This is a genomic window from Erythrobacter rubeus (assembly GCF_014705715.1).
GTDB classification, from domain to species: Bacteria; Pseudomonadota; Alphaproteobacteria; order Sphingomonadales; family Sphingomonadaceae; genus Erythrobacter; species Erythrobacter rubeus.
The window spans coordinates 895877-913011 of the sequence record NZ_JACXLC010000001.1 but is presented as its reverse complement, the minus strand read 5'-3'; the positions used below and the strand labels follow the sequence as shown (position 1 = coordinate 913011).

Here is a 17135-nt window from a genome sequence, read left to right as displayed (position 1 = left end):
CGATTGCGGCGCATTGACGAAGCGTCTGAATGAGGAGCACGCACTTCTCTATGTCTATTAGCACATCTCGACCCGACAACTTCGCCGATACCTCTCTCCATCAAAGTGAGGAGTATAGGAGAGCAAAGCGGAACGTATTACTTTGGGGCGTGCTTACCGTCGTGGTTGCTACCGGGACTGCGGGAAGTGAGGACATAGTCGGACTTGGTAGCCTCACCTACGGCCTTTCATTTTCGCCCAAATTACTAGTTCTCGGCTCGTGCTTTATACTGGCCTTTATGACTATTGGTTATTGGCGGGCAGAGCAGCGCATGTTGGCGCACAACACTCCGTTAATGAGGGCAAGCGGTATAGGGGGTGAGATCGACGCGCTGAGAGAACTCTCCAACAGAGCAAACACTGTGTTGGGCGCACTTGAAGGACTGGAGCATAAAAAGGATGCGTTCTCGCTCGTCTTTGAACAATTAAATGACCCGGATCAGTTCGAAAAGCTGCGCGTCGCGGATCAGGCTAAAAATCAAGTATATGAGTGGGAAAATTTTCGAGATAACGTAGGCCAGAAGCAACGGGGCAGCGATGGGGTGACGCAGGAAAAGCGCATTCGGCTGATGTTGAAGGATATTTACGATTGGGTCCCTACCGCCCTAACTGAATTGACGCGCAAACAGCACCGATTGACTCTTGAACTTGTAAAGAAATCACTAGAAAACGCCGATCAAAATCATCCGGGTGAGAGTGCGAATTGGGTCAGTCAAGTGGGGGCACTTGCTTCCGACATCACTGGGTTTGCCGACGCAATTGGCGAGCGCTATCGACGGTATTTCTTCTGGCATGACCGCTTTCCGGTGATCGCACTGACCATATTTGCAATATTTATTGCAGCCGCGCGGTTATTCATACCGCAAAGTTTTTATTCCGCCCTCGATTACGCCTTTCCGTCGGAGCAAGTCGAACAAGCTTCTTCGGTCAAAGCCAGCCCTCCGGATGGTGGGCCGAAAGCTATCGAGGCAGGCCGGGGCGAACTCCCAGTCAATCCTACAGCGACGCCTGCCGCAATTTCTGAGATGCAATAAGGCGGGCTCTAGCATAGTGAGCTAGGCTGCCTAGTGGTAAGACGTGCGGTCGATTGAGTTGAGCTGGGGCCAGTCATCGGTTCACTTGTTGGGCCCGCGCAGTCCCAGAGTTGTACAACTCCGCCTAACGCCCCGCACCTGCAACATTTTCCGGCCACAACGCTCTTGCGACCCGAAGGGCCTGGAATTTATTTTGGCCCGACAACACTAGGCCCCGCCATCGTGCGGGGTCTTTTTTACTGCCTAAGGCTGTCTATCTCTTGAACCAAGGCTCAGAGGTGCGGTCGATATTGAGCGGCCCCGCCCATGGCCTGCAAAGCGCCCGCGCCGCTTCTGGCGTCCCCTCAGTCCACTTGCCGTAATCCTCAGAACCCAGCAGCACCGGCATACGGCTGTGCACCTCCGCAGCGTCTCCAGCGGCATCCGTCATCACCATGGAATAGCAGGGTCCCCACTCGTCGCTGTCCCGCCATATACCGCCCACCGCGAACAGCTCGGTATTCGGAAGGCTCATCCAAGTGCGCGTCATCCCACCCCTGGGCCCCTGCGCCTCTGCCCAAGCAGTGAGCGGGATCAAGCAGCGCCTCTCTTCGAAGCTGTAGCGCCACATGAAGCTATCGAGCTTGTCAGTGCGCGCATTGTTCACCGGCTTTGGCTTCAGCGGCTGGCCGGTCCGTTTGCTCTTCAAAGCAAGCGGAAACCCCCAGGTCATCTTCTGGGCCTTGCCTTCTGCGATCACCAAACCCGGATAGCCGGGGTAGACTTCGCTGCCGAAATTGGAGCCCCCTGCTTCATTGATCGCCGAAAACCACTTCGCGACCTCGTCGGCATTCTTTGTCATGCGATATAGATTACACATGCTCTGGCTAGAGGCCGCACTGCTCGCGGGGTCAACCGCAATCGCTCAAACCCGCCGATACGAGCGAAATGTTGTGCCATCGGCCAAGGTTGCTTGCGGGAATGCGGTTAGGAAACTCTCGGCTTCCTCAATACTCCGGAAGTAATACGCAACGGCGAAGGTTCCTATGGAGCGCGTCGCATGGGTCGCATAGCGTTCCTTGGGCAGGTTCTCTCGCAACCAAATTGTGATTTCGTCAAGCAACACCCCCAAGCCGTCTCCGGGCACAGCCACTTTGACCCGTATCGGAAATGCGTCGTCGTCATAACGGGATTGCGGAGTGGATCGCCTGGGCACGGCGTGGAACATACAAAGAACATTCAGCCGCGCAAGCAGATTCACGAATCCTAATACCAAAGCCAGGCACCCCTACAGCAGCTCTGTTGCCCACGCTGGTACGGGTAGGTTTCGTTGACGCATCTCTTGGAGCCGATCTCGGTCTCGCCTCAGTTGCCCATCGTCCCGTTGAACCTCTATTTCAGCGGGGTCCGGCTTCGTATTGTCTGCAGTGCTGATGGCAACTGCAGCACCAATGGCAGCCGCCGCTATGACCCCAAATGTTGCAATTGCGGCCTGCAAAACCGATGCAAACGCCTTCGGATCGTCCATCACTCCGCGGAGACTCCTGGCTAATCCTGGCGAAAGGGGGCCGACCTTCTCGACAACCTCCGCAGGTTTGAGATTGTCGAGCTTCGCGTTGACCAGGATGATGCCGAGCCTCGTGAACAGCTCCGGGTCAACTGGCTCGCCAGCGGTTTGAGTGAATGTCGGATGAGGACCTCCGGTCACGTCGAAAGTCCCTGCGACAATATCTGCCCAGGCCCCGCAACGCGGGCATGTTTCCTCACAGCCCGACAGACTGACATTCAGGCCTTGTGTGATTTGAATGCTCGCCAAGAAAACATGCGTGCATCGCCTGCATATTGCCGGAACATTGCCCATCGCTGAACTATGGAGCGCGGGAGCCGGTAGACAAAACTCAATACTGGAAAAGTCGGGGATAGCCGGAATTGCAACCCTAGATGGCAGCATCTTGTGGCGACCTGAAAATGACATTCTGATGCGAGGGGGGACCTCCAAGTATGTAGGGGCGAATTTACCCCCATACCCCCGGCTGGCCCAGCGCACAGAAAAAAGCTCGACTGCATCGGGCCGCAATTAGCTCTTTACATTTCTGACAACGGACGTAGTCTATAACGTAATCATTGGCTTTTCAGGAGCAAAACCTATGACTGACTACGTTGCCTACATGCGCGTCTCTACGGCAAAGCAGGGGCGCAGTGGCCTCGGGCTGGAGGCACAACAAGCGGCTATCAACGGCTTCCTACGAGAAGGCGATAAGCTGCTCTCGCCGCCCTACGTTGAGACGGAGAGCGGCAAGCAGGACAACAGGCCGGAATTGGAAAAGGCACTTAACCGGTGCCAGCTCACCGGAGCGACGTTGCTTGTCGCCAAGCTCGACCGACTGAGCCGTAATGTGGCCTTCATCGCTACGCTACAGGATGCCGGTGTGCGCTTCGTGGCGGCGGACATGCCGGAGGCGAATGAGCTGACCATTCACGTGATGGCCGCAATGGCGCAACACGAGCGGAAGGCAATCAGCAAGCGGACAAAGGAAGCGCTAAAGGCGGCAAAGGATCGAGGCACAAAGCTGGGCGGCTGGAGAGAATACGGAGAGAAGCACCCGAAGTATGGCCAGAAACGCGTCCCCGTCGATCACACGAAAGGCACAACCGCTCGCCAGAGCAAAGCGGCGGAGTTCAGCGCCAGGGTAGGCAAGGTCATAGCTGAGATGCGCGCAGAAGGGGCCGATAGCATGGCTGAGATTGCCCGCCGCCTGAATGCCGAGGGAATACGTACCCGTCGAGGCGGCAAGTGGCAGGCAACACAGGTTAGCCGGGTCTTGAATGCGGTAGCTACTGAGCAAGCGGCTGACTGACCAAGAATACCTGCGAGCCTCTGAGCTATCGGTGCGTGGCGCAACAGAGAATGGCTGGAAAGGCTACAAGGGGCTTGGCGGGAAAGCCGGACTTGGGGATGCTAAAGGCCTCACACAGGAGGGAATACGAATGCTTACGAATACAGATCGCACCTTCATCCTCACGGGCGTAGCGGAGTTCTTGGAGACGCGCCCGCTGCTCAGTGAACGGCGAATAGGACAGCTATGCGGCGGCGGTGAGCGGATGATAAGCGATCTACGCCAAGGCAGGCAGCCGAAGGCAGGTCCCATGATAGCTCTGCTTGAGCGCCTCCAGCTCCATTGGGCGGACCAGCTAGCGGATGAGGAATGCTGGCTCCAAGAGCAGCCCACGTGGAATGCAGCGGCTCCGCAGCGGGTGGCCGCATGAGCACCGCAGCTCCGCTCAACCCTGCGCAGCTCGCCGAGCGGTGGGACGTATCCACCACCCTCATCTATGATCTGCTCAATGCCGGATCGCTGAAGGGCTTCAAGCTGGGCAAGCTCTGGCGTATCCCACTCGCCGCCGTAGAGGCGTATGAGCAGCAAGGCAGCGAGACTGCCCAACCTCCGGCGGATGAGCCCGTAGAGCCACCTGAGGTGGACGCATCGACCATAGCTCGCATGACCCGGATTGCCCCTGGTGATTAGCAGGAATGCGTTCATAAAAGTATTCGTTTATATGAACTGATACCGTCATAGAGAGCACGGCATCGCGTCAGTGACATCTGAATTGGTACCGTCATAGAGACAAGGCGGTTTCCCCGCCCTCTCCCCCGCGCTTCTTAGTCCTTGTCGCGGGGTGCTCAGCGCTTTGATGCGCAATGATCCTTTGGAGACCCCTGCTCGTAGCCTGCCGTGAGGGCGGGGGTCTCCTCTATGGATTTACCGCCGCCATGAGCGCGGACCCTCTATCTCGATTTATTGACACTCGAAACACACGATCCCCGAAAGGACAACATATGGAATTGCCCGCCGTCCCCTTGGACGACGCTATCGACCTCGCCACTGTATCCGACCGCCTGAATAACCCTGAGGTGGCCGCGTACTTTCGTGGAAATGCTCACCGGCTCGCCTCAGTAAGAGCCATCATAAGCCTCCTCGATCTGCCAGCCCCGGATTGGTCGCGCCGTAGCCTCTCAGGCCGGGCGTCGGTCCACAAGGCCGCCATCGACCGCTGGAAAGCCGACAATCCTGACGAGGCGGCGTCCCGCTAACATCCTCGGCGATACTCCCGCCGACAAAACTAGGAAACCATGAACGATCAATCCCCGTCGCTCACCAGCGACATCAACTTTCCTCCAGGTTTCGACAGCCTGCCGCGCAAGGAGCGCGAGAAAGTACATCGTCGCAACATTCAAGCCATCCTACCAAGACAAGGCACGGAAGGTGCCGAGCGCTACAAGAAACGCTACCCCGAGGCAGCGCAGGTTCGCTATCAGCTTGGCAACCCCCGCGCCTACCTCCCCAAACCGGCAGGATACACGGCAGCAATCGCTTCGATGGTCGAGCATTGGTTCAATAGCAGGACAGCCTGCGCAGAAACCAACACAGCCGATGTCAAACGCCTAAACGCCAAGCTCGAAAGCTCTTTCGTTCCGACCAATCATTTCAACACCAGCCTATCGCCAGCCCGGAAAGAACGCCTCGCCAAGGTATTCGCAGATAATGGATCACACTACGACCGGACACGCCTCAACACCCTTTCGCAGGTGCGGGAAGCGGTGAAAGCTGCCCATAGAGAAGCTGATCCGGACACTAAACCGTTCGGCAACATCGGACGACGCAAAGGGAACAAGCTGCTTCTAGCCGGTCAGGAATACACCATCACAAAGCATGGCTCCCATGAGTGCATACGACCGCGCATCAATGGAGCAAAACGCCGCCTGCATCTCGACGATCTTCTTTGGATGGCTGGTTTGCTGCAAGCAGATGATACCCCGGGGGAGCACTCCCCTACGTTACGTAGTAACTACATAGCCCGGGCCCATTCGGGGAATGACGCGCCGCCGCAGGGTAGTTCTCTTACCGGGCCGGGACCATCGGCAGACGACGCCGAAGAATCCCTTATCGGGCCGGGCCCATTCGATCCCCTTTCCTCAGTCTCACCCGACGACATCGCCGCGCTTAAGGCGGCCGCCACTGACGCCTAATCTCAAGGACACTTATGCTAAATTTCCCCCGCTCCCCCGACGCCGGGTGCGAGCGCCTCGCTGCGTATCTCGCAGCCGACCCCGACCGCTGCCCCGTTTATGAGAACATCGCCGGGCGGCTTACGCCTGATGGCCGCTTCGGCATCATCGCCAGATACTACGTAATCCGCTGCGCATTCCGCCGAGCGGTATTCCGAGGCGTTCTCATTGCCACCGGGCAAAAGCTCCCCTCTTGGGCCAAAGAGACCCCCGAGGCTGCGGAGAAGAACCGTGTATTCGTGGCTCGATACCGCCTCGCCTACAACGCCTACCGAGTGGATTGCCGCCGTGGGTAAGCAGGAAAGCCCGACCTACGAAACCCCACCGTCGCCAGAAGTGGAAGCCGCCCTTGCTGCTCTCGCAGAAAAGGTTCGGACCACCCGAGAACGCGAAGAGAAAGCCGCTGAGCGGCGTAGGGCGAAGGCAGCAAAGTGGCGCGCCCGGCGCACTCCACGACATAAAAACAGACAATCGACGCGAGGCGACACCCGCCCGCATTCACAAAGGACAACCCCCGAATGAACACTGAAATATCCCGGCTCTCCTCAGAATTGGAAGCGGCGCAAGCTGACCTGGAACTGGCTGAGCGGATCAAAACCGCAAGAGCCCGAGTGGCAGACCTTTCCGGTAAGCTGGCAGACGCCCAAGCCGAATACAGGCAAGAGCAAGAAGAAGCCGCCAAAGCGGCCCGGGCTGAGCGTCTGGGACGCATCAGCAATGTCCGCGTAACCGACAAGACAAGCTCCGCCGCCTCGGCCCAAGGCGGCGTCCTGCACCGCGTTTGGCAGATCGACTGGGATGCGCCCAAGTGGGATCACCGCACCAACACGTCTCCTGTCGGTAGGCACACTGCACACGGGTTTTACGATTTGCGGACGAACGTCATGGAGTACCTGCTTGATGAGGCACCCGAACAAATCCCGGCAGAGATTTTGGCGCTCTGCCCCGGCGATCCTCGTGAGGCCATGTGCGAATACCTCGCTGCCCGCCGACGCGGTTACACGCGCGGCCCTGCGAAAGAGATCGCATGAGCCAATTAACGAAACGAGAGCGCGCAACCGCTGCCGCCGCGCTCTTAGAGATTCGGGGCCGTGGGATCGATACGCGAGAGGTTACCGATACCGCCGCAACATTGATCCGGATGGGTACACCTGAGGGCAAGGCCTATCAGCGCAGCTTCGCCAAGCTACTAAGCACCCGGCCCTCCCTTCGCGGGCCGCTCCAGAGGATCGAAACCCTTGTTGCTCGGTCGGACATACCGACTGTCGCGCGCTATAACGTCGCCCTCACGAACTACATGAGTTCGGGCGATCAAGCTCATTTAGACAGCATCGCACCGACGGTCGCTGCCGACTTGGCCCAGCTCTCTAACGAAACCGGAGACGCGGGCTATACCGAAATGCTCCCCGGCGAAGCCCCTGCCCCTGCGGAACCGTCCGCACCGAGCACTCCAGACCGCGACGGCTGGGGACCGACCGGCTTTCAATCGAACGCGGCTGCCTCCGAAGCTCAGAACACGAAAACACAAGGATCACATGAGTAACTCTAACCGGGGCCTTTCCTACAAGGACCCCATGTACGACCAGATCGAGGCCGAGCTGGAGCGCGAGATGGGTCTCCCGGTGGGGGGCATGAACGCGATCCGCACCAAAGGCGAACGGTCTAACGCTAACCAGGTTTCCCCGGTTGGCGCTCGCACGGTCTATCAGATCATGCCGCAGACGCGAAAGCTGTTCCTCGATAAGTACGGGGTGGATGCTTACGCAAACCCGGAGAGCGCAGCGCGTGTCGCTGCCCTCCACCTCAAAGAAAGCATGGATCGCAACGACAACAGTTGGGAGGCTGCCGTAGGTGAGTACCACGGCGGTCCCGACCGAAAGCGCTGGGGACGCATAAACGAGGCCTACCGCTCCCGTGTTCTCGGGGGCGAGGTCTCGCCAGCGTCTCCCCGCAACTCCGTCGTACCGCGCCCGAAGGTTCCAACCGTCTCCGAGATGCTCGGTAGCACACCCGGTGAGCTGTTCGGCGATGTTGAGGCCGAGCTGCGTGAGATCAAGCGGCGACCACGACCGAAGAAGCCCAGCGTATCAGAGCTGGTAAGCCTAAAGCTCACAGAGGGTATGACCCTCGCGCCGGTCAACGAAGCGGCTGCGGGTGCCGAGCTACAAATGCGCGATGCGACTGAGCAGGCTGTGGCAGAGGAAGAGGCAATCACCGCCTGGGATCGCTTCAAGGCAGGCATGGCCGAAACCCTTGCGGGCGAAGTCGTGGATGCTCTCAGCGAGCAGTCGATTGAGGGCGACCCCGAGTTCCACTCGTTCTACCTAAAGAACTGGCAGGACATCGAGAGCTACGCCCAGAATGACCGTGAGGTCGCAATGCTTCGGGACGCGAACAGCTCTGAGGAGCTTACACAAATCCATCAGCAGATCGACGAGCAGCGAGAGCGCGAGAAGGTGATAGGCAGTGCCGCATCGCCCACCGCCCTCCTGATCGGCACCGGCATCCTCGATCCTCTTGGATGGGCCGCTGGCCTCGGCGTCGGCAAAGCCGCGCAATTAGCAGGTGTCGGTAGCCGAGCGCTCGCAGTAGCGGGGCGTCCTGGCGCATCCCTCGCCTCCGCCGCCGGAGAAGGCGCGGTAGGTAACCTTGCGGTGACTGCCGGGCTCGATGCAACAGGCGACTACGTTGACCCCTCCGAGTACCTCCTGTCTGCCCTCACGGGTGCCGGGATTGGATGGGCAGCCGGTGCAGCCTCCAATCGCTTAGGCCGCGACGGGATCGTATCTGAGCAGATCGCTCAAGCCCGCGCAGCTCGGGAACGCTACTCCGCAGAGATGCGAGAGCAGGTCGAGCTAGAGCTTGGCGAAGGTGCCAGCCCCGAGCAGGTGACCGAGGCGCTCAACTCCCGCATCCGGGATCAGCACATGGAAGTCCTGGACTATGCCCTGGCAGACATCCCAGAGAGCCAGCGCCTTGGCGTAGCCGAAGAGCTGCTGACCCAGTCGGATGACTTCCAGGCCCGCGTGGCAGAGAGTGGCGACCTGGCCGGTGTGGCCGATGAAACCGAACGTGCCTTGGTCGAAGAGACCATCGCACGGGCAACTCGGATCGACGACGCCAACCCAGTGAACAAGGCCGCCCTCAAAACGATCCTCGCAGGCGTAGACCTGGAGGCCACAAGTACCCGGCTGCTCCTCTCCGATAGCCCGGTAGCTAGAGCCGTCGGTGTCACCCTCCTGGAGAACCCGCAGGGTGCCGGTGGGCGGCAGCGTACGGCAGCCATCTCGCAGTTCATGCGGGAGCGCGTGTACAACGAGCAGTTCCACGGGTTCGACAATCTGGCTCACCAGTTCCGCAAGCGCGAGAATATCGGTGTGGTCAGGGACTTCTGGGATGGCTCAGCTCGCAACCAGTTCAATCGCCGGGTGTTCACCGAGATCGAGCGCCGCAACGGCAAGGCCGCAGGCACTACCTTTGATCGCAACCCCTTCGTGGTGGAAGCCGCCGACCTGTTTCAGGCCGGTATGGAGAAAATGCGGATAGAGCAGCAGCGCGCCGGTACCATCGGTAACGCACGGCTCGGAGACAACAGTGTGGGCTACGTGCCTCACCGCCTAGACCCCCGTAAGGTTCGTGCCCTCTCGGCAGACCAGATGGGCGCAGTACGCACAGTGCTGGCTCGTCAGTTCCAAGAGATCGAAGGGTTCGACAGTGCGTTCTCAGACCGCCTCGCAGCCCGTTACCTGGAGCGCAGCATCGACGCTGCCAACGGTATGTACCAGGTGCCCTTCAACCTCCACTCCCCGGAGGCCGGGCAGATCGTCCGGGATGCCCTAGAAGCCATGAGCATGGACCCTGCCGAGATCGACAAGATCATGGGCAAGTTCAGCCGGGGCGGCGCAGGGCATACCAAGCGGCGTCTCCGCCTGGACCTGGATGAGGAGATCGGGGACGGGACCAAACTTATGGACCTGTTCGTCACTGACGTCCCTGCCCTGTACCGCTCGTACGCCCGCCGGGTCTCCGGCGAGGTTGCTCTCGCGCAGTACGGCGTAATGGGCAAGAAGGGCCTGGATGTCCTCAAGAAGTCCATGATCGCCTCGGGAGCCTCTCCTAAGGATGTCGCTGCTTTCGATCAGATCGCAGCGGAGTTCCTCAACACCCCGTTCGGTGAGGCCAACTGGAATTGGATGGAGAACATCCGGCTCGCCACGAGCGCCTCGCGCCTCGGTGGCATGGCCTTCACCCAGTTCGCCGAGTTCGGCAACGCCATCCCGGCCTTGGGCGTCCAGGCTGCTTTCCGCAGCATCAAAGAGATGCCCCGTATGATGAAAGAGGTCCGGGAGATCGCCATGGGCCACACGGCTCCTAACGACCTGCTTCGCAGCATCGACCAGATGGGTGGCGGCGTGGGTATGGACGACTACTGGATGACCCGCATGTTCGATGTACGCGACAACGATGTCGAGCTGTACAACGGCAGCGACATGGGCGTCCTGACGCGCGCCGTGCGCGGCGGGGCACATGCCAACATGATCCTATCCGGGCACCGGATGATTATGGCTGCGCAGACCCGGATGATGTCCGAGGAGGTTCTCCGCCGAGCCGTCAAGTACGCCAAGAGCGGGGCCGATGATACAGCCCTGGATGACATCGGGATCACTCCCGCGATCCGGGATGCTCTCCGAAAGGACATGGACAAGATCGCGGAGTTCGACAGCAAGGGCCGCGTCACTAAGCTCGACCTGTTCAAAGGCGAGGCGCTGACCCCCGACAAGGTCAACGAACTGGCCCAGGCAGTCGAGCGCGGTTCTGCCCAGATCATCCAAAGGACCTTCACCGGGGAGACCGGGAAGTGGGCGCACAACGGCTTCCTAAAGATGCTTTTCCAGTTCCGTACCTTCTCGATCACCGCTGTTGAAAAACAGTGGGGTCGAAACATGCGCAACTACGGGGCCATGAAATCCTTCATGTACCTGATGGCTGCCATGAGCTTCGCTCTGCCGATCCACATGACCCGCGTAGGCCTCAAGACGGCCGGTATGTCTGAGGATCGTAGGGAGAAGTACCTGGAGAACAACCTCAAGCCGCTGGCGCTGACCCGCGCCACGCTTAACTACGCCTCCACCGCCGGTCTCTCCGGCGACATCATGGACTTAGGCGTAAGCTTCGCGTCGAACTATGGCGGGGATTTGGGAGAGAGCCTGAGCGACAGCTATGGTGTTCGCGGCAAACGGGCCGACCGGCTCTTTGGAGGCGTTGTAGCTCCCGGAGCCGGGCTAGCTGATGATCTATTCGGCGGGACGATTGGCGGCGATCCGCATAAGCTCATCCGGTCGCTTCCGGGAAGCAACCTCCCCTACGTAGCGCCATTCATCACAGCGCTGCGTGAGTCGTGGGACGAATAATGCAGGTGACGATAGCGGGGAATTTTCTTCGCTATCGTCACTCACTCACCTATCTCGCGCGCGGACCGTATTCGTTTTCGAGGCATGATCCCGCCATCATCAATTCTGACTTCAATTCTCGCCTCTTGGGGCTCTCGTTCGACACAGCTGATACTCGTGGCGAATTGAATGGGCTGCCCGATCAACGCGTCATCTTCGATCTCAATGAATATCTCTGGCAGGTCACGGGTCATGCCTGGCTTTACGCTAGGAACTGATAAAATCGCTCCTTTACCGTTGTCATCCGCGTAAGCGGTTTCTTGATCATATGAAATACGCGGCGAAGTCAGGTTATGGATATAATCTAGGGGATCGTAAATTTGTCGTTTTGAGTCAGGGGGATCAGGTAGCTCTGGGGCTACCGGCACATTGTCCCTATCTAAGAACCGGATGCCCGGCGGAGCAAACATATGCACATCGACGTCAGTTGCGATAGAGCAACCCTCGTTTGTCAACGCGAGGCGCAAACTTTCGATCTTTCTTATGCGAGCCAGCCAGGCTTTATGCTGATCCAGCCAAGTTTCGTATGCGCTTTCATATTTCTCACGGCGCATATTCCATCGTTCTGCTGACTTTTCGTTTATAAGGTTCGAATAGGCTACTAATCCTCGCAAGCTTTCATCAGTAACGAAATCAGTTTGCGCTTTTCTTGGCGGGTATTTGAGCATCTCCTCATTAGTTGGCAGAGTGTCGGGTATGATCTCGCGAAATACACTTATCGCGACAGGTTTATCCCCTAGCCCACCTAAGGAAAGCGTAGGGAGCGAGTTGCGAAGCCTTTCCAACTCAGCCTTGTCCGCACGCCTAGCCTTTTCATCATCATCTGGTTCCTCGGGTAGCCGCAACTCATTGGGAAGTTCTAAAATGTCTATGGAGCGTGACCGGAGCTTCATTTTCAAGCCGGTATCACCTGACGCGATAAAGACCTGTTTCCCAGTTTCGCTTTCAAGCTCAATTCCGCTCGCAATGTAATGGTCGTCATCGACAGCCTCAGAGAGCCTGTGTTCACTAAAGTCCAGCAGAGGCTCTTGATCGCGGAACATAAGGGCTACAGACTGCCTAAGCGGGATGGGATCGCTTTCCTCCATTTTCGCAGACAGGAATTTGATGGTCTTGTCGCAGCGCTGCTTAAACTTGCGAGAGCTAGCATTGATCTTCTTCCGCTCCAGCTCGCGAAGCAGCACCGGAGCAATTACGACCGTGCATTCGTCGTAGCCGGTTAGCTTTAGCCAGTCGATTTGATCCATGCGCTGAAAATATCCGCACACGTTTATGTCAATGAGAATAAGGCAGCGCTTCATAGCTTATATCTAGACCGTCTCCGGCATTTTTCCATCGCGCAGGGGCTTTTGTCCGACTGGTTACTCTGTTTTCAGGTGGAGCAACCGCAACCCGGTGTACTCTATCCTGGCCAAGCCCGGGTTCCTCGCCCGCTATTTCTTAACAGCAACCATCGGCATTGGGCCCAGAATGAAGGGCCTACTTGCGCTTATCCCCACGCGTTGTTGACCGGGCTATTACAGCGCGCTATCACACTCATTACAGCCAGCCAATGCAAGCCTTTGTTTTCTAGCGACAAATTCAACCCCCGAGAGAGTTCAACTCTTCCTACGCCCACCATCGAACCAGCTAGAACAGGCGCCGCGGGTACGGCGCCTTTCTTTTTTTCCGCATAATTCAAGTCCGCTTCAGGCACTTCGGCGGGTGTCGTCCGTTGGGCTCGCATGACCAAGAAAATCCTATTATTTGGCGCAACCGGTGATACCGGTCGGCATGTCCTCGACCAGGCCCTCGAACGCGGACACTCGGTGCGCGGTGCGGAACGTGAATGGCCCACAAATTTCTGCGATCACAAGAGGTTCGAGCAACGCGAAGGCGACTTGATCGAGGGCCGCCTCGCATCGTTGATGGACGGTATCGACTGCGTAATCTCCGCAGTCGGGCTCGGGCGTGATCCGCAAACGCTCATCAATCCGCCTGCACTTTATACCGAAGGCGCAGTGCAGATGGTCAAAGCGATGCGCGCGGCCGGCGTGACTCGGCTTGTCACCATTTCGGCGGCTTTTGCCGATCCTGATGCAACCGTCCCGCTGTGGTTCAAGGCCGCCACCGCGCCACTCGACCGGATTTTCCGCCAGATGGGCGAGATGGAGCGCGTGCTCAGGGTCTGCGACGATATTGAATGGACGGCCGTACGCCCCGGCTGGCTCCTTAATCGCGTGCAGACAGGAGATTTCGAAGTGTCCCTTGAAGACTTGCCGGCTGGGAAACTTCGCACGCGCCGGGCGGACCTTGCGCAGTTCATGCTCGATTGCGCGCTGGACGGTCTGCATGTGCACGAAACGCCCTTCATTGCGCGAAAGGAGAGCATCGCGCTCGAAACGCCGCCTGCGCTTATCGAAGAACTGCTTCCCTTCTGACGCTGCCTGCGAAACCACGGCCATAAGGTCAGACGCGCCGATTCGATCCCGAGTGCATGTCTATCTTGAATGCCAGCCCACCTCTGCTAGAGCGCGCGGGAAGGATCAATCAGACATCCGATCGAACACACCAAGTCCAGAAGGGATGAGGCGCTAGCCATGCAAAAAATCAAAGTAGCAAACCCCGTTGTCGAGCTTGACGGCGACGAGATGACCAAGATCATCTGGCAATGGATCCGTGAGCGCTTGATACTCCCCTATCTCGATATCGATCTGAAGTACTACGATCTCTCGATCGAGAAACGCGACGAAACGGATGATCAGATTACGGTCGATGCGGCCAATGCGATCAAGGAACACGGCGTGGGCGTCAAATGCGCAACGATCACACCCGACGAAGCACGCGTAGAAGAATTCGACCTGAAGAAGATGTGGAAGTCGCCGAATGGCACGATCCGCAACATACTTGGCGGCGTGGTCTTCCGCGAGCCGATCGTAATCGAGAATGTCCCACGTCTGGTCCCCGGTTGGACTGACCCGATCGTCGTGGGTCGTCACGCGTTCGGCGATCAATACCGCGCCACCGATACCCTGATCCCTGGCCCCGGCAAGCTCCGGATGGTGTATCAGGGCGATGACGGGACCGAGATCGACCTCAATGTGTTCGACTTCCCGTCCGCTGGCATCGCAATGTCGATGTACAACCTGGACGACTCCATCCGCGACTTCGCGCGGGCCTCGATGAATTACGGCCTCGACCGCAAGTGGCCCGTATACCTTTCGACCAAGAACACGATCATGAAAGCCTATGATGGCCGCTTCAAGGATCTGTTCCAGGAAGTGTTCGACAGCGAATTCAAGGATAAATTCGCCGAGGCAGGCATCACCTACGAACACCGCCTGATTGACGACATGGTCGCATCTGCACTGAAATGGAGCGGCAAGTTCGTCTGGGCCTGCAAGAATTATGATGGCGATGTTCAGTCTGACACCGTCGCGCAGGGCTTTGGCTCGCTCGGCCTGATGACCTCCGTCCTTATGACGCCCGATGGCAAGACCGTCGAAGCGGAAGCCGCACACGGCACCGTCACCCGCCACTATCGCCAGCACCAGCAGGGCAAGGCAACCTCGACCAACCCGATCGCATCAATCTTCGCTTGGACGCGCGGCCTGATGTATCGCGGCAAATTCGATGGCACGCCTGACGTCGTGAAATTCGCCGAAACGCTTGAGCGGGTCTGCATCGAGACCGTCGAGAAGGGCCAGATGACCAAGGACCTCGCGCTCCTCATCGGACCCGGCCAGAATTGGCAAACGACCGAGCAGTTCTTCGAATCGATCGTCACCAATCTCGAAAAAGAGATGGAAAGCTGGGCCTGATCTAATCGGAACCAGCGCATCTACACAGCGTAGCAAGGGGGCGGCTTTTCCAGTGGGAGGGCCGCCCTTTTCATCTGGACAGGGACAGAAGAATACATGACCGCACCCCGCCCGAAGGCCCGTCTCGAAATACGCCAGGCCAAGCTGAAAGATGTGCGCGCGATCGGCGATCTGGTGCGCCGCGCCTATGCCGATCTGCCAGCCTACACACAGGGCGAAATCCGCGGGCAGATCAACAATTATGCCGATGGTTGCTTCATCGCGAAGCTCGACGGCAAGATCGTCGGCTATTGCGCATCGATGCGGCTCGATGAGCATGTCGCTCTCGGCGATCATTCATGGGACGAGGTAACCGGCAACGGTTTCGGTTCTCGGCACGATCCCACCGGCGACTGGCTCTATGGATACGAGATGTGCGTCGATCCGGGCGTGCGTGGTACGCGGATCGGGCGCAGGCTGTATGAAGAACGCCGCGCGCTGGCGGAACGGCTCGATCTGAAAGGGATCGTTTTCGGCGGGCGCATGCCGGGTCTGGCCAAAGCGATGCGGCGCAAGACGAACCGCGCGGAGACGCCGGAGGAATATCTCCAGAAGGTCATCGACACCAAAATCCACGATCCTGTGCTGCGTTTCCAGCTGGCGAATGGTTTCGAACCACATGGAATTCTCTCCGACTATCTACCCGAAGATAAGCAGTCCAAGGCGTATGCCGTGCGCATGATCTGGCGCAATCCGTATGTCGACGTGGATGCGCCGCCCAAGCACCGTCTGCCGCGCGACGTGGAAAGCGTCCGCATCGCTACCTGCCAATTGCAGGCCCGCGCGGTCGCCGACTTCGACGAGTTCATGAAACAGGTCGAATATTTCGTCGATGTGGCGGCGGACTACGAAAGCGACTTCATCGTCTTCCCCGAGCTCTTCACGCTCATGCTGCTAAGCGCCGAGGAGGAGGAGCAGAGCCCGCTCGAATCCATCGAACTGCTGAGCAAATACACGCCGCGAATTCGCAAGCGCCTGTCCGAAATGGCGCTCAGCTACAACATCAACATCATCGGCGGCTCACACCCCACGCGCATGCCCGATGGTGACATTCACAACGTCGCCTATGTTTGTCTGCGTGACGGATCGATCCATGCGCAGGAGAAGATCCACCCCACTCCGAACGAAGCCTATTGGTGGAACATCAAAGGTGGAGACAGCATCGATGCCATCCCAACCGATTGTGGCCCGATCGGCGTTCTCATCTGCTATGATAGCGAATTCCCCGAACTCGCCCGCCGTCTCGTTGATGAAGGCGCGCGCATTATCTTCGTTCCCTTCTGCACTGACAGCAGACAGGGCTACATGCGCGTCCGTTACTGTGCGCAGGCCCGCGCGATCGAGAACCAATGCTACGTCGTGATGAGCGGAAATGTCGGCAACCTGCCCAACGTCGCGAACATGGACATCCAGTATGCGCAAAGCTGCATCCTCACCCCATGCGACTTCCCCTTTGCTCGCGATGGGATTGCGGCTGAAGCGAGTGAGAATGTCGAAACGCTGACGATCAGCGACGTCAATTTGGCAGACCTCAGCTGGGCCCGGGCGGAGGGGACGGTGCAGAACCTGCACGATCGCCGCTTTGACCTCTATCGCATCGAATGGGACCGCCGCGTTGGCAACATCTCCGATCCTCTTGGTCTCCCGGCAGATGAGCAGGATGGCCCTGCACGGCCAATCGGTCCACATTCACCCGGCGGTGGATGACAGCGTGAAGCGCTCAGGG

General features: G+C 58.5%; 16 protein-coding genes. 13 read left to right on the top strand and 3 right to left on the bottom strand.

The genetic code is table 11. From position 1 onward, the window contains the following. Window positions 1-50: 50 nt before the first annotated feature. Complete coding sequence (locus tag IB285_RS04480; protein ID WP_190787052.1) at window positions 51-1073, top strand: hypothetical protein; 1023 nt, start codon at window positions 51-53, stop codon at window positions 1071-1073. Between the two features lie 253 nt (window positions 1074-1326). On the opposite strand, the gene IB285_RS04475 is transcribed toward IB285_RS04480, so the two are convergent. Both IB285_RS04475 and IB285_RS04470 read right to left on the bottom strand, forming a co-directional pair. Then, window positions 1327-1932 carry an SOS response-associated peptidase gene (locus IB285_RS04475; protein WP_190787051.1) on the bottom strand — a complete coding sequence of 202 codons (606 nt, stop codon included), beginning with the start codon at window positions 1930-1932 and terminating at the stop codon, window positions 1327-1329. A 408-nt stretch (window positions 1933-2340) separates the two neighbouring features. Continuing rightward, window positions 2341-2868, bottom strand: a complete 528-nt coding sequence (locus tag IB285_RS04470; RefSeq protein WP_234033060.1) for a hypothetical protein — start codon at window positions 2866-2868, stop codon at window positions 2341-2343. Between the two features lie 331 nt (window positions 2869-3199). Between IB285_RS04470 and IB285_RS04465 the strand changes: the two genes are divergently transcribed. From IB285_RS04465 to IB285_RS04425, 9 genes are all read left to right on the top strand, one after another. Continuing rightward, window positions 3200-3910, top strand: a complete 711-nt coding sequence (locus tag IB285_RS04465; RefSeq protein WP_190787049.1) for a recombinase family protein — start codon at window positions 3200-3202, stop codon at window positions 3908-3910. Between the two features lie 130 nt (window positions 3911-4040). Continuing rightward, entirely contained in the window at window positions 4041-4319 is a 279-nt protein-coding gene (locus tag IB285_RS04460) for a hypothetical protein (RefSeq protein ID WP_190787048.1), read from the top strand. Beyond that, entirely contained in the window at window positions 4316-4579 is a 264-nt protein-coding gene (locus IB285_RS04455; protein ID WP_190787047.1) for a helix-turn-helix domain-containing protein, read from the top strand. Before IB285_RS04460 ends, IB285_RS04455 begins: the two co-directional genes overlap by 4 nt. 311 nt (window positions 4580-4890) lie before the next feature. Further along, complete coding sequence (locus IB285_RS04450; RefSeq protein ID WP_190787046.1) at window positions 4891-5145, top strand: hypothetical protein; 255 nt, start codon at window positions 4891-4893, stop codon at window positions 5143-5145. Window positions 5146-5184: 39 nt separating this feature from the next. After that, window positions 5185-6081, top strand: a complete 897-nt coding sequence (locus IB285_RS04445; protein ID WP_190787045.1) for a hypothetical protein — start codon at window positions 5185-5187, stop codon at window positions 6079-6081. 14 nt (window positions 6082-6095) lie between these two features. Continuing rightward, entirely contained in the window at window positions 6096-6416 is a 321-nt protein-coding gene (locus IB285_RS04440; RefSeq protein WP_190787044.1) for a hypothetical protein, read from the top strand. 222 nt (window positions 6417-6638) lie between these two features. Next, a complete protein-coding gene (locus IB285_RS04435; protein WP_190787043.1) occupies window positions 6639-7151 on the top strand; it encodes a hypothetical protein in 513 nt (170 codons plus the stop codon). Continuing rightward, window positions 7148-7663, top strand: coding sequence for a hypothetical protein (locus IB285_RS04430; protein WP_190787042.1), 516 nt, complete (start codon window positions 7148-7150; stop codon window positions 7661-7663). The genes IB285_RS04435 and IB285_RS04430 overlap by 4 nt, the downstream gene beginning before the upstream one ends. A 31-nt stretch (window positions 7664-7694) precedes the next feature. Next, window positions 7695-11531, top strand: coding sequence for a transglycosylase SLT domain-containing protein (locus tag IB285_RS04425; RefSeq protein ID WP_190787041.1), 3837 nt, complete (start codon window positions 7695-7697; stop codon window positions 11529-11531). A gap of 41 nt (window positions 11532-11572) precedes the next feature. Here the strand turns inward: IB285_RS04425 and IB285_RS04420 are convergent, their stop codons facing one another. Next, window positions 11573-12817 carry a PIN domain-containing protein gene (locus IB285_RS04420; RefSeq protein WP_190787040.1) on the bottom strand — a complete coding sequence of 415 codons (1245 nt, stop codon included), beginning with the start codon at window positions 12815-12817 and terminating at the stop codon, window positions 11573-11575. A gap of 477 nt (window positions 12818-13294) precedes the next feature. Here IB285_RS04420 and IB285_RS04415 point away from each other — a divergent pair, with 477 nt between their 5' ends. From IB285_RS04415 to IB285_RS04405, 3 genes are all read left to right on the top strand, one after another. Then, entirely contained in the window at window positions 13295-13990 is a 696-nt protein-coding gene (locus IB285_RS04415; RefSeq protein ID WP_190787039.1) for an SDR family oxidoreductase, read from the top strand. 159 nt (window positions 13991-14149) lie between these two features. Beyond that, window positions 14150-15370, top strand: coding sequence for an NADP-dependent isocitrate dehydrogenase (locus tag IB285_RS04410; protein WP_190787038.1), 1221 nt, complete (start codon window positions 14150-14152; stop codon window positions 15368-15370). A 96-nt stretch (window positions 15371-15466) separates the two neighbouring features. After that, the gene (locus tag IB285_RS04405) at window positions 15467-17116 is read left to right on the top strand and encodes a bifunctional GNAT family N-acetyltransferase/carbon-nitrogen hydrolase family protein (protein WP_190787037.1); all 1650 of its coding nucleotides are present in this window, start codon (window positions 15467-15469) and stop codon (window positions 17114-17116) included. Window positions 17117-17135 lie beyond the last annotated feature (19 nt).